Here is a 14,808-nt window from a genome sequence, read left to right on the forward strand (position 1 = left end):
AACCATGACTTACTACTATTATTTGGGGAACATTTCCCACAAACGACACACTCAATTTCGTCAACTAGATGGCTCTCTGTATCACGAAGAATCAATCGGGCTTCGCGGCTTCTCAGGCGTGCAATCTTTGCTCTACCACCTGTATCCACCCACGCAAATTCAAAAAATTTGGATCGAGGGCAATGTAGAAATTCCCTACGAAGACCAAAGCCCCTTGCATCACCGCCACCTACGCACCGCAACTATGACAGCGAAAGGCGATGCTGTGGAATCGCGCCTCCCCTTGATGGCAAATGCAGACATATGCATATCAGTCGCTTGTCCAACGCGACCTATGCAGTATTGGTATCGATTCGCCTGGGGTGATGAAGTCATTTTCATCCACGACGGGAGCGGCATATTAGAAACTCAGTTTGGCAATCTCTTCTACCGACCTGGCGATTACTTGGTGATTCCCACGGGAGTTCTTTGGCGTATCCTCCCTGATGCAGCAGTCGAGCAGCGCATGTTGGTTGTAGAAGCTTACGGACACATTGAGCCACCAGCGCGTTATCTCAATCGCTACGGTCAATTTCTCGAACACTCCCCCTACTGCGAGCGCGATATTCGTCCGCCCAACCAACTAATCGTCCATGACGAGGAAGGAGAATTTGAGGTTCGAGTCAAAGCCGGAAACCAGATTACTAGCTACCTCTATCACCATCATCCCTTAGACGTTGTGGGATGGGATGGGCATCTCTGGCCCTATGCCTTCAACATTGAAGATTTCGAGCCGATTACAGGTCGGGTTCACCAACCGCCCCCAGTGCATCAAACGTTTGAAGCCCCCGGATTTGTTTTGTGTTCCTTCGTACCGCGTCTGTTTGATTATCATCCTTTAGCAATTCCGGCTCCATACAACCATTCCAACGTCGATTCAGATGAGGTGATTTACTACGTTGAAGGGAAATTTATGTCGCGCAAAGGAATTGAACGGGCATCAATAACCATTCATCCCAGGGGTATTCCCCACGGTCCTCATCCAGGCATGTACGAAGGGTCAATTGGGAAAGAACGGACTGACGAACTCGCTGTGATGATTGACACCTTTCGTCCGCTGAAGCTGACGCAGCACGCTCTTAAATTTGAGGACAAAGACTATTCATATAGTTGGTAGTTGGTAATGGGTCATGGGTCATTGGCAAGAGGTTGGAGAATTGTCAATTGTGAATTGATTGTTTCTCTCCATTACCAATTACTGATGAATGCCATGCATGACTTCATAAAGAAAAAGTGGCATATCACATCAACTACCAACTACCAACTACCAATTACCAATTACCAATTACCAATTACCGTTAGGAGTAATAAATTATGACTTTTCTTTTGACAACATCTTCAAGTAGATTAACTATTTCTTCGCGGATTGAGGAACGCTTGCGCCAAGGCGAACTCACGCAGGATCGAGTAGACGAGTTTAGAGATTTTCTGGTAGAAGTCGATCGCGAATTCATGCAGCACCGCATCATTACTAATAACGCCTATACCCGTTGGTTTCGCGAGGGTAGGGCTACCGACGAGGAGCTAGTCTACTTTATTAAACAGTTTTCAGTTTTTTCTAACCAATTTCTAATTGCTGCTTTACAAAAAGTCATCAACTCACCAACGCTACAACAATCGCGTGCTAGCCGAGAAATTTTGCTCAACGAGCTAGGCGTAATCTATCGCAAGCTAGGGCAGGTAGGTAGCAGCCGCGTTACCCAGAGTCAAGAAAAAGACCGCGAAGGCGATCCTGAACTGGTCAGCACTGAGGGTACAGTAGACGGTGGAATTTGCCGTTTTCAAGCAGCTCATTTTGAGTGGCTAATTGGTGTTGCTGAGGGGTTAGGTCTGAGCTATGCCGATATTGGTAAGCGCAAGCATGGCAGTCCGACAACTTTGCACTTCTGCGACGAGTTGATCCGCCTCTACGGTAGCGCCGATCCGCAGATCGCCGAGGGTGCTAGCTTTGCAGTCGAGAACTGGGCGGCGGCTGGCTTTTGGCAAGAACTGGAAGATGGCTTGACGCGCATCAAGCAAACGCGGTATCCGCACTTGCGCCTCGCATTTTTCACCTGGCACAACCGCGTTGAGGCACAACACGCCGGACATACGCTGGAGGAACTGGAGGAAGTCTATTTCAAGCCAGACTTCGATCGCACCAAATTTATCCAAGGTGGTCGAGAAATTCTCGATGCGATCGCTGTTTTTTGGGACGGACTTAACAGTTATCAGTTATCAGTTATCAGGGAGTAGGGAGTAGGGAGCAGGGGGAAGAGAGCTTCAGGTGCAGAGGGGCAGAGGAGCAGAGGAGCAGAGGAGCAGAAGGGAAAATCAATTCAATATCCAAAATCTCCACACCCCACACCCCACACCCCACACCCTACACCCCACACCCTCTTCACGACTTACGACTTACGACTTACGACTTATCAATTATGGCTAGCATATCTTCCTTTCCCAATATTGGCACGATAAGCTCGATCCGAGCCTTTGTCGAGCTTTTTCGGCTGTCATCTGGTATCCTTGCAGCTTTAGCAGGCTGTGCCACAATCTATGCTCTCGATGCCACAGTTGCACGACCACAATATCTGCTGACGGCAATTGTTTTAATTTGCATGACCTCTGCTGCTTGTGCCATCAATGACTACTGGGATTTAGCTAAAGACCGCATCAATCACCCCGATCGCCCTTTGCCTTCCGGTCGTCTTTCAATGCAACAGGCTTGGTGGGCGGCGGCAATTCTGTTTGGCTGTGCCGCGATCGCTGCTATCCCTTTAGGTTTTTCTCCCTTCGTTTTAGTCGCTGTCAGTACTGTTTTGCTTTGGAATTACTCGCATTTAGTAGCATATAATGGTATTTTTGGCAACATAATCGTAGCTGCAACTATTGCGGCTTTGATTTTCCTGGGTAGTCTAGTTACCCACCGACCATTGGCGATGCTCTATCCGATGGGGTTTTTATTCTGCTATGCCTTGGCTAAAGAAATCGTCTGGGACGTGCATGATGCGGAGGGCGATCGCATTCAAGGGATTGTCACGGTTACAAATCGGTGGGGAGATCGAGTGGCTTTCGCGATCGCTTGGGGTTTGCTGGGGGTGTTGATGGGTTCTATACCCGTGGCGCTTCGCCTCCTGTCGATGGTGCATCCCCTTTTGTTCGCGACGTTTTCGGCGATCGCCTTATTGAGTTTGGGAATGGCGCTGGCGCACTACCAACAGCAACGTAGCGAGAGCGCTTACCAACAATTTAACTTCTGGGAGCGTTTAGGTACAGCATTTGGAGTCATCGCCCTGTTAGGTACTGCCTGAGCAGGCAGGAGGTGAACGGTGAAGCAATTATCGTTGGAGCAAATAGTTAATTGTGGGGTCGAGCGAGAGACGGCGATCGCAATTCTACCGCAAGTCGAGCGGTGGCTGGCTGCCTTACCTGCCATGAAGTGCTGGCAGCAGCTAACTCGTCACGTCCTCAAGCCCGATTGCCCCTTTGCATTGCACGAACTCCTTTACGAAACTACCTTCTCCGACTGGGACGCATCCCGGAAACCTGCTCCTGCTTGGTTTCCCTCTCAAGAAGAAATTGAGTCTACCAATATCGCTGCTTTCATGCATCAGTTGCAAATTGCCTCCTATCGAGAATTTCATGCTTGGTCGGTGCAGAATCGCGATCGATTTTGGGAGGTGACGATCGAACGATTGGGTATTCGTTTCCGGCAGAAATACACTCAAATTGTCGATCTTTCACGGGGGGTAGAATTTCCTCAATGGCTAGTGGGCGCTCGTTTTAATATTACTGAAAGCTGTTTTCAAGCACCTGAAGATTCCCCTGCGATTATTTTTCAACAGGACGGCGGTTTGCTTTCCACCATGACTTATGGAGAGCTGCACGCCTTGACCAATAGAGTTGCTAATGGGCTTGTGGACTTGGGCTTTCGTCCTGGGGATGCGATCGCGATCGCCATGCCCATGACTGCGGAATCTGTAGCGATTTACCTGGGAATTATCAAAGCTGGTTGCGTGGTGGTTTCCATCGCTGATAGTTTTGCTGCTAACGAGATCGCCATCAGATTGCGTATAACTCAGGCAAAGGCAATTTTTACCCAAGACTATATTCAGCGTAGTGGTAAACAGTTACCCCTCTATGCCAAAGTTATCGATGCCGATGCCCCTAAAGCAGTCGTGTTGTCGTCCAATTCCTCCGTGTCTATGAAACTGCGTTCTGGCGATTTAGCTTGGCAGGAATTTCTCAGCTCAAAGGCACGATTCGATGGTGTCGCTACCACACCGGAAGCTTATACTAATATCTTATTTTCCTCTGGCACTACAGGAGAACCCAAAGCTATTCCTTGGACTCAAACTACACCGATCAAATGTGCAGTTGACGGACATTTGCACCAGGATATTCACCCGGGAGATGTCGTAGCTTGGTCAACCAATCTAGGATGGATGATGGGACCTTGGCTGATTTATGCCAGTTTAATTAATCGGGCAACTATTGCTCTCTACTACGACGCACCCACCGAGCGAGGATTCGGTCAATTTGTTCAAGCGGCACGGGTGAATATGTTGGGGGTAGTACCAAGTCTAGTCAGCATTTGGAAAACAGCTGTTTGTATGCATGGGCTTGATTGGAGTGCGATTAAAGCATTCAGCTCGACGGGCGAATGTTCTAATCCACAGGACATGCTATTTTTGATGTCTCTAGCGGGATACAAGCCAATTATTGAATACTGTGGTGGGACTGAAATTGGTGGAGCTTATATGACTGGGACGCTGGTACAGCCTGTGGCTCCTGCAACTTTCACAACTCCTGCATTAGGGTTAGATTTTGTCATTCTCGATGAAGGCGATCGCCCTACCAACAAAGGCGAGTTGTTTATTATCCCCCCCTCAATTGGACTTTCTACCGCATTACTCAACAAAGATCATCACCACGTCTATTTCGCTGATACTCCTTCTCTCTCGTCTGGTGTCAGGGCGGGTTTACCAGACCAACTTGTGGGTCAACCAGTCACCCCCCAAGAAAACCCGCCCCTACTTCCGTCTGGTGTCAGGGCGGGTTTACCAGACCAACTTGTGGGTCAACAAATATCTTTCCAAGAAAACCCGCCCCTACTCTCCCTGCGTCGTCATGGAGACTGGATCGAATGTCTACCCAATGGATACTATCGCGCTTGCGGTCGCGTTGATGACACGATGAATTTGGGAGGCATCAAAGTCAGTGCAGCTGAAATCGAGCAAGTTGTCAATTCTGTATCCGGAATTTATCAAACTGCCGCGATCGCTGTCTCTCCTCCAGAAGGGGGTCCTAGCCAGTTGGTAATTTTTGCGGTGGTTGCACCAGATCGACAGCAGGATAAAGCAACGCTCAAAACCCAGTTACAAAAGGCGATCGCTTTGCAGCTCAATCCTCTGTTCAAGATTTACGATCTGGCGATCGTTGATGCTTTACCTCGCACTGCCTCAAATAAAGTGATGCGCCGTGCCTTGCGCGATCGCTATCAAGCCTCTAGCACAAACATATTTCACAAATGACGAACGATCGATGACCAATGACAGCCATAACGCGCTAATCTTATGAATGACTGGGATTGCTCTATGGCTAAATTCAAAGTTTTTGTGACTCGTCGCCTGCCGATCGCCTTAGATCGACTTTACCAAATTGCTGATGTCGAAGTTTGGTTAAAGCGCCAACCACCCCCTGATGACGTGTTACTGGAAAAGATCGGTGCGATCGATGGCTTGCTGTGCCTGCTTACCGACCGAATCGATCGGCACTTAATCGAGGCAGGAACGTCACTCAAGGTCATCAGCCAAATGGCAGTTGGCTACGATAACATTGACATCTCGACTGCGACTGCCAGACAGCTTCCCGTAGGTCACACGCCTGATGTTTTGACAGATGCCACCGCAGACTTTGCTTGGACGTTGTTGATGGCAGCAGCACGGCGAGTTGTAGAGGCAGATCGGTTCGTGCGTGCGGGTGAGTGGCAGACTTGGGAACCGGACTTGTTGCTAGGAGCGAATATTGCCGGAGCCACTCTAGGTATCGTTGGTTTGGGGCGGATCGGTCAAGCAGTAGCTCGCCGTGCCAAAGGGTTTGACATGCGCATTTTATATGCAGATCGACAGCGATCGCAAATAGAAGACTCTCTGGGTGCGGAGTGCGTGACATTCGATCGCTTACTGCAAGAGTCAGATTTTGTGACGATTCACGCTCCCTTGACTGAAGATACCGATCGTCTTTTTAGCCATTCGCAATTTCAGTGTATGAAGCGATCGGCAATTTTAATTAACACGGCACGGGGACAAATTGTAGATTCAGAGGCTTTGTATCAAGCACTGAAGGAGCGTCAAATTGCTGCCGCTGCTCTGGATGTCACCGATCCAGAACCCATTCCGCCTCAAAGCTTGTTGCTAACGTTGGACAACCTGATAATTACACCTCATATTGCTAGTGCCGGCCGTCCGACACGAGAAAAAATGGCAAGCATGGCGATCGCCAATCTCGTTGCTGGACTGAGGGGCGATCGTCTGCCACATTGCGTTAATCCTGAAGTGTACCAATAGCGATCGCCAGAAAAAAGACAGCATTTGGACAGTGCGATCGATCTCCTCGTTTGATAGCAATTCTCGATTGCGTGCGTGACATCTGTAGGGGCGCACAGCTGTGTGCCCCTACAGATCGCGTGTTTTACCCATTGATAACCGCTATGAGGAAAAATTATGCGTGTCTAGCTGGATTAGATCGATCGAGGGGAGACGTGTATCTTAAGTTAAGTTTATTACCGATCGCTTCGGGGTGAGTGCTGAATGCAATTCGATCTACAATTCATTGAAATGTCCTAGTTTTTATAGCAAAAATCCTTTTTACGAGGGCAGATTGTTAGTAAGAATCATCTTAACTCGGTCAATTTTATTACTTAATTAATTGCAGTAGTTGCACGTAAAATTAAATTTTGCTGTAATTGTATACCTTTAGGTGGATTGCAAAATTTAAACTGATGCGATCGAAGATACATCTTGAATTCGGTTGCAAACCTCCGCGATCGGCAGATATTATGTCATGGGCAGACGAATGATACATTTCTTAAAAACCCGCTGTTCTAATGAACTTAAACAAGCTAAGGCGTAAGCGAGGGATCGTTTTAACTCGTGAAGGATGGCAAAAGTTTCAGAACGCAAAACTAGAGTTAGAGTTTCATGAAAAGTATGGGGAAAAATTTACACTAGAAGAATTAAGCGGACGCACTCAATTAACAACTGCTACCCTCGCCAAAATACTAACTCGTGAAGAAGGGGTTGACAAGCGAACCCTAATTAATTTATTCGCAGCATTTAATTTAGAGCTGAATACAAGTGACTATTCACAGCCTAGCCTAGATGCAAAGCAACCAGAATGCGCGATCGCATTTACACATCAAGACTGGGGGGATGTTATTGATGTATCCATATTCTACGGACGTGCGGCAGAACTCGCTACGTTAGAGCAATGGACTATCGAAAGTCGCTGCCGAGTCGTAACGCTGTTGGGTGTGGGAGGTATTGGTAAATCGACTCTAGCTGCTAAGTTAGCAGAACAAGTTAAGGATAAATTCGAGTTTTTTCTTTGGAGATCTTTGTCCAATGCTCCATCACTCAAAGATCTTCTCGATAGCTTGCTACAATTTTTCTCTAACGAGCAGCAGGTTGAAACCGCTTTGCCAGACAATAATAGTCGGAGATTGTCGCAACTGATCGATTATTTACAAAAATACAGATGTTTACTATTACTCGATAACACTGAAACAATTATGCAATGTGGCGTTCAAACTGGGCGCTACTGTCAGGGATGTGAAGATTACGGTCAGCTTTTCAAACGGTTGGGAGAAGTTCCCCATCAAAGCTGCGTGCTACTTACTAGTAGGGAAAAACCTAAAGAATTAGCCTTATTAGAAGGAGAAGCACTACCTGTTCGATCGCTACAACTGAGTGGTTTAAGTAAGTTAGAAGTAGAAAAAATCTTTCGCCTCAAAGGAATCTCCGGTTCTGACAAAGAATGGCAAGCATTAGCCGCTCGCTATGCAGGCAATCCATTAGCATTAAAAATTGTTGCTACGACTATTGGAGATATTTTTAATGGTAGCATATTGGAATTTCTGCAACAAACTAATACAGTATTTGGCGAACTACGCGAACTTTTAGAACAACAAGTTGAACGGTTATCAGATATAGAGAAAGAGTTAATATATTGGCTAGTCATCAATCGAGAGCCAGTTTCGATATTGCAATTGCAAAATGATATTTTCTCTCAGTTAACATTGACAAACTTGTTAGAGGCTTTGGAGTCGTTAAGGAGGCGATCGCTGGTTGAGAAAAGTGCGGCGCTTTTCACCCTCCAGCCTGTAGTTATGGAGTATGTGACGGCTCAATTGATGGGATTAATTTGTGCAGAAATAGTCAATCAAAAGATCGTCATTCTGAGAAAGATAGCTTTATTAAAAGTCCAGAGTCAAGAGCGGGTAAAAGCTGTTCAAATCAGCTGTTTGATCGAGCCAATTCTAGAAGAACTACTGACTATTTTTAGAACCAAAAGCCAGATTAAGCAACAGCTATCTCAACTTTTAGCTAAATTAAGAGTAGAATCTCCCCACGAACAGGGATATACGGCGGGAAATTTGCTCAATCTACTTTGTTATCTCCAGACAGATTTAACGAATTATGACTTTTCTCATCTGAATATTTGGCAAGCCGATCTGCGCCAACGCACCTTACACAATGTAAATTTTGCCTACGCCGATCTCTCCAAATCTATATTTACTAAATCCTTTAGTAATATTTCCGCGATCGCCTTTAGTGACGATGGTAAAGTTTTGGCTGTGAGTGACGCTAGAGGCGATATTTGCTTATGGCGAGAATTTGTCGATGGCGAACAAATTTTAACCTTGCAAGGACATACAAATTGGGTACAAGCGATCGCCTTTTGTCCCGATCGGGAGATCGTTGGTAGTGCTAGTACTGACCAAACTTTAAGATTGTGGAATATCAGCACTGGTGAATGTCTGAGAACTTGGCAGGGGCATTCTGAAAGAATAAACTCAGTAGCATTTAGTCCTCAAGGTCATGCGATCGCTAGTAGTAGCGACGATCGCACGGTAAAGTTGTGGGATACCAGCACTGGTGAATGTATGAGAACAATGCAAGGACATACAGACTGGGTGTTTTCAGTCACATTTAGTCCTCAAGGTCATATCTTGGTCAGTGGTGGCAGAGATCGCACGATTCGCTGTTGGGATGTCAATACTGGTCGAATTGTGCAAACTCTACAGGGGCATACTGGTTGTATCCGCACAGTTGCTTTCTGTCCTGATGGACAAACTTTTGCCAGTAGCAGCGACGATTGCACGGTGAAAATTTGGGATGCGAGTACTGGGAAATGTTGCCAAACCTTGCACGGACATACAGGTTGGGTGTTGTCAGTATGCTATAGCCCAGATGGACAAATTCTGGCTAGCAGTAGTAGCGATAGCACCATTAGATTGTGGCGTGCTGTCACTGGTGAGTGTATCAAAGTTTTGTCAGGACATACTGGAGCAATTCAGTCAGCGACTTTTAGTCCCGATGGTAACACTCTAGCCAGTAGCTGTGATGGTCAAACAGCTATGTTATGGGATGTTAGCACTGGAGAAGCCTTGAGAACTGCACGAGGATATCACGACGGTGTATGGTCGGTAGTCTTTAGTCCCGATGGTAAAACTATAGCGACTAGCGACAATAACCAGAAGGTGAAGCTGTGGGATACTAGCACTGGTCAATGTCGCAAAGCTTTGCAAGGACATACGGGTTGGATCAGAACAGTTACCTTTAGTCCCGATGGACAAACTTTTGCTAGTGGTTGTGACGATCGGACAGTAAAAATCTGGCATACCAACAATGGGCGTTGCTGCCAAACTTTGGAAGGTCATGCTAGCTGGGTAAAATCAATTACCTTCAATCCTCAAGGAAACGTTTTAGCTAGTGGTAGTGACGATCGGACAGTGCGGCTATGGAATCTTAGCACTGGACAATGCGTTAATGTTTTGGAACACACTCATGGAGTGTGGTCTGTTGCCTTTAGTCCTCAAGGTAAAATCTTAGCCACTGGCTGCGATGACCAAAAATTGTGGTTGTGGGATTGTAGCACTGGCGAATGCGACAAGATTCTCCAAGGTCATGCGGGTTGGATATTGTCAGTAATTTTCTTACCGATCCCCCTAAATCCCCTTGAAAAGGGGGGCGAAGAGGGAATCTTGGCTAGTGGCAGTAAAGATAAAACCGTGCGGTTATGGGATGTTAGCACTGGTCAGTGTCTCAAAATTTTAGCGGGACATACAGGTTGGGTAACATCAGTTGCCTGTTCTGCGCAAGCACCTGTGGCAAATAGTCGAGATAGCCCAAATTTGTTGGCTAGTGGTAGCACTGACGCAACTGTCAAATTATGGAATGTCAGCACTGGTCAATGTGTCAAAACTTTTCAGGGACACACTCACTGGATTCGGTCAGTTGCTTTCTGCCCTCAAGGTAAAATTCTGGCTAGTAGTAGCGAAGACGAGACAGTTAAGCTGTGGGATATTTCGACTGGTGAGTGCATCAGGACTCTTAGGAGTAAAAAGCCTTACGAAGGCATGAACGTTACTGGCGTTACAGGTTTAACAGTAGCAGCGATCGCCTCTTTAAAAGCTTTAGGCGCAGTTGAGCATCCAGAAGAATAGTCCTAAGTGGGGGGTGAGTGAAGCATGGATAACTCGGCATTTGCCTCCCTGGTTAATCTTTGCGTCACTTAAAAACCCAAACTTGTCTACCACCCATAAATAGATTTTTATCAAAAAATACATTAGAATTACTAAGAAAAAGTCTCTAAAAATCCGAAACTTGACGCAGATAGTCCCATATGCATCGAGTTTCGGAAATTTTTCTGGGCGCAGCTCGTCCAAATCTAACCGAACAGCAGCAAATTCCAGTAGGGCTAAGAGTATAAAAAACACTTGTTTTGTCTATGAACTTGCTAAAACCAAAACGCAGTCGAGGTGTGATTCTCACTCGTGAGGGGTGGCAAAAGTTTCAGCAAGCGAAACTCGCTCTAGAAATACTAGAGAAGGCTGGCAACAAGTTCACGCTGGAAGAATTAAGCGATCGCACGGGTTTAACGACTGTCACTCTGGGAAGGGTAATAAGTTGTAAAGAAGCAGTTGACAAGCGCACGCTTGTCAGCTTGTTTATGTCATTTAATCTAGAGTTGCAAAAAAGCGACTATATTAACCCCAACCAAGTTAACACAAACGAAAATTTGGAGGAGCAACTAGAAGTTCAGGTTACTCCTAAGCGACAAGATCTCAAAGAAGCAATTTGCGTTTCAGTATTCTACGGACGTATAGAAGAAATTGCCAATTTGGAGCAGTGGATACTCGAAGATCGCTGCCGAGTGGTAGCATTATTGGGCATGGGGGGAATTGGTAAAACTTCTCTGGCTGTCAAGCTGGCAACACAAATTCAGGATCGGTTTGAATACGTGCGGTGGATTTCGCTACGAGACGCGCCACCTGTCGAGACTGTTTTGGCTCAAGCGATCCAATTTTTATCTGATGAGCAAGAAATAAATTTACCAGAAAGCACTGGTGAGAGAATATCGCGATTGCTTTTCTACTTGCGATCGTCCCGTTGTCTGTTGATTCTCGACAATGCCGAGTCGATTTTGTGTAGTGGTAGTCGAGCCGGACAATATCAGGAAGGATATGAAGGTTATGGGGAACTGTTAAAAAGAGTGGGAGAAACTCCCCATAATAGCTGCTTGCTGTTGACAAGTCGGGAAAAACCTAAAGATTTAGTCCCGCTTGAAGGCAAAGGATTGCTCGTGCGATCGCTTCCGTTGAATGGTCTGAAGGCGACGGATGGGGAGAAAATCTTTAAAATTAAGGGGGTTTCTGGAGCGATCGAAGAATTAGAAGTACTGGTCGATCGCTATGCAGGGAATGCTTTAGCATTAAAAATAGTGGCGACGACGATTCAAGATGTATTTGATGGTAGTGTTTCGGAGTTTTTGAAACACAGTACCGTAGTTTTTGGCGATATTCACGAACTTTTAGAACAGCAGTTTGAGCGGTTAATAGATTTAGAACAGGCGATCGTCTACTGGCTGGCGATTAATCGAGAACCCGTTTCACTGTCGGAATTGCGATCGGATTTTGTCACGCCAGTATCGCCAGCAAAATTTATAGAAGCTGTAGAATCTCTGTCACGGCGAAGTTTAGTTGAAAAAACTGAGGCGCTTTTCACCCTCCAGCCTGTAGTCATGGAATATGTAACTGAGCGATTGGTGGCTCAGGTTTGTTTGGAGATTTGTAGTGAAAAAATTGCCCTGTTCAATTCCTATGCCCTGATGAAGGCTCAAGGAAAAGACTATGTTAAGGATACTCAAATTCGCCTCATCCTCAAACCAGTCAGCGATCGCCTGTTGAGTATATTGAGAACGAAAAAAAGTCTAGAAAAGCAGCTAAATAAAATTAGAGTAACGCTGCAAGAGCAATCGCCATTAGAACCTGGGTATGCAGCAGGAAATATTCTCAATTTGCTTTGTCATCTGGAAACTGACTTAAGTGGCTATGATTTTTCTAACCTAAGTGTTTGGCAAGCAGACCTACAGCGGGTGAAATTGCACGATGTCAATTTCCAAAACGCCGATTTAGCTAAATCTAGTTTTGCTGAAACTTTTGGTGGTGTTGCATCGGTTGCTTTTAGTCCTGATGGTAAACTTTTGGCTATGGGCGATAGCAATGGCGAGATTCGCTTGTACCAAGTTGCAGATGGCAAACCAGTCCTCACCTGTCAAGCACATAATAACTGGGTTACATCACTTGCTTTTAGTCCTGATGGCAGTACCCTTGCTAGTGGTAGTAGCGACAGCAAGGTAAAGTTGTGGGAGATCGCCACAGGTCAATGCCTTCATACCTTGCAAGGACATGAGAATGAAGTGTGGTCAGTTGCATGGAGTCCAGATGGTAATATATTAGCCAGTGGCAGTGACGACTTCTCAATTAGGCTGTGGAGCGTTCGTAATGGTAATTGCCTTAAAATCTTCCAGGGACATACAAATCATGTAGTCTCGATTGTCTTCAGTCCTGATGGAAAGATGCTAGCCAGTGGTAGTGCTGACAATACTATCAGGTTGTGGAATATCAATACTGGTCAATGTTTCAAAACTTTTGAGGGACACACTAATCCAATCCGCTTGATAACCTTTAGTCCTGATGGACAAACACTGGCGAGTGGCAGTGAAGACCGCACAGTAAAGTTATGGGATCTCGGCAGTGGTCAATGCCTCAAAACTTTCCAGGGACATGTTAATGGAGTATGGTCGGTTGCTTTTAATCCGCAAGGCAATCTTCTAGCCAGTGGCAGTCTCGACCAGACAGTCAAGTTGTGGGATGTCAGCACTGGTGAATGCCGCAAAACCTTCCAGGGACATTCTAGTTGGGTATTTTCAGTCGCCTTCAGTCCACAGGGCGATTTCCTAGCTAGTGGCAGCCGCGACCAAACAGTAAGGCTATGGAATGTTAACACGGGTCTTTGCTGCAAAACTTTCCAAGGGTATACTAATCAAATACTCTCAGTTGCCTTTTGTCCAGATGGGCAAACTATAGCTAGTGGTAGTCACGATTCTTCGGTTCGATTGTGGGATGCCGGCACTGGTCAAACTCTGAAAACTTTTCAGGGACATCAGGCTGCTGTGCAGTCAGTTGCATGGAGTCCAGATGGTCAAACGCTAGCCAGTGGCAGTCAAGACTCCTCGGTTCGATTGTGGGATGTCGGCACTGGTCAAGCCTTGAGAACTTTTCAGGGGCATCGTGCTGCAATTTGGTCAATTGCATGGAGTCCCGACAGTCAGACGTTGGTAAGTAGCAGTGAAGACCAAACAATAAAGTTGTGGGATGTCAGCACTGGTCAAGCCTTAAGAACTTTTCAGGGGCATCGTGCTGCAATTTGGTCAGTTGCTTTTAGTCCGTGTGGGAGAATGCTAGCAAGTGGCTCTTTAGACCAGACTCTCAAGCTGTGGGATGTTAGCACTGATGAATGTATTAAAACACTTGAAGGACATACGAACTGGATTTGGTCGGTTGCATGGAGTCAAGATGGTGAGCTGATAGCAAGTACCAGTCCAGACGGAACCTTAAGATTATGGAGTGTCAGCACTGGTGAGTGCAAAAGAATAATACAAGTAGATACGGGTTGGTTGCAATTAGTTGCCTTTAGTCCAGACAGCCAAACGCTAGCAAGTAGCAGTCAAGATTACACCCTCAAGCTCTGGAATGTTAGCAATGGTGAATGCTTCAAAACTTTGCTAGGACATACGGGTTGGGTTTGGTCAGTTGCATGGAGTCAAGATAATCAAACTCTGGCTAGCGGCAGTGATGATGAGACAGTTAGACTGTGGGATGTAAAAACAGGTGAGCGTGTAAAAACTCTAAGGTCTGAGAAACTCTACGAAAGCATGAACATAATAGGAATTACAGGCTTAACCCCAGAGACAGTGGCGACGTTGAAAGTACTGGGGGCAGTGAATTAATAAAGACTTAGCAGATGAAATTCATAGTTAGACAAACTAAGTCAGCAGACCACACAAAAATCAGCCATTCTATAACTTGCAACCGCTAGGTTTTGCTTGTGCCCTCGCTGTCATTTTTGCAGTTTCATTGGCAAGATACAAAATTTACCAATCGGAGGTTGTAGTGTAAATTACGCAGAGTTAGAATGAGCAGAGCTATCGCTCTACTCATCC

The 14,808-nt window shown here is 46.0% G+C and carries 9 protein-coding genes; all 9 read left to right on the forward strand.

All coding sequences use genetic code 11. The features are described from left to right. Positions 1-4 precede the first annotated feature (4 nt). The 9 genes from QH73_RS15925 to QH73_RS15965 all read left to right on the forward strand — a co-directional run bounded on the left by QH73_RS15925 (position 5) and on the right by QH73_RS15965 (position 14,595). Positions 5-1,156 carry a homogentisate 1,2-dioxygenase gene (locus QH73_RS15925; RefSeq protein ID WP_039717179.1) on the forward strand — a complete coding sequence of 384 codons (1,152 nt, stop codon included), beginning with the start codon at positions 5-7 and terminating at the stop codon, positions 1,154-1,156. 6 nt (positions 1,157-1,162) lie between these two features. After that, complete coding sequence (locus tag QH73_RS15930; protein ID WP_132867150.1) at positions 1,163-1,357, forward strand: hypothetical protein; 195 nt, start codon at positions 1,163-1,165, stop codon at positions 1,355-1,357. Beyond that, positions 1,354-2,274 carry a hypothetical protein gene (locus QH73_RS15935; RefSeq protein ID WP_039717178.1) on the forward strand — a complete coding sequence of 307 codons (921 nt, stop codon included), beginning with the start codon at positions 1,354-1,356 and terminating at the stop codon, positions 2,272-2,274. Before QH73_RS15930 ends, QH73_RS15935 begins: the two co-directional genes overlap by 4 nt. Before the next feature lie 31 nt (positions 2,275-2,305). Further along, complete coding sequence (locus QH73_RS15940) at positions 2,306-2,464, forward strand: hypothetical protein (RefSeq protein ID WP_165587718.1); 159 nt, start codon at positions 2,306-2,308, stop codon at positions 2,462-2,464. Beyond that, a complete protein-coding gene (locus tag QH73_RS15945; protein WP_039717177.1) occupies positions 2,457-3,329 on the forward strand; it encodes a geranylgeranylglycerol-phosphate geranylgeranyltransferase in 873 nt (290 codons plus the stop codon). Before QH73_RS15940 ends, QH73_RS15945 begins: the two co-directional genes overlap by 8 nt. Positions 3,330-3,347: 18 nt before the next feature. Then, entirely contained in the window at positions 3,348-5,552 is a 2,205-nt protein-coding gene (locus QH73_RS15950) for an AMP-binding protein (RefSeq protein WP_039717176.1), read from the forward strand. Between the two features lie 63 nt (positions 5,553-5,615). Further along, complete coding sequence (locus tag QH73_RS15955) at positions 5,616-6,587, forward strand: 2-hydroxyacid dehydrogenase (RefSeq protein ID WP_039717175.1); 972 nt, start codon at positions 5,616-5,618, stop codon at positions 6,585-6,587. A gap of 539 nt (positions 6,588-7,126) precedes the next feature. Beyond that, positions 7,127-10,747, forward strand: coding sequence for a WD40 domain-containing protein (locus tag QH73_RS15960; RefSeq protein ID WP_039717174.1), 3,621 nt, complete (start codon positions 7,127-7,129; stop codon positions 10,745-10,747). 284 nt (positions 10,748-11,031) lie between these two features. Next, the gene (locus tag QH73_RS15965; protein ID WP_039717172.1) at positions 11,032-14,595 is read left to right on the forward strand and encodes a WD40 domain-containing protein; all 3,564 of its coding nucleotides are present in this window, start codon (positions 11,032-11,034) and stop codon (positions 14,593-14,595) included. The last annotated feature ends 213 nt before the right edge of the window (positions 14,596-14,808 follow it).

The sequence above is a fragment of the Scytonema millei VB511283 genome, assembly GCF_000817735.3.
Taxonomy (GTDB): domain Bacteria; phylum Cyanobacteriota; class Cyanobacteriia; order Cyanobacteriales; family Chroococcidiopsidaceae; genus Chroococcidiopsis; species Chroococcidiopsis millei_B.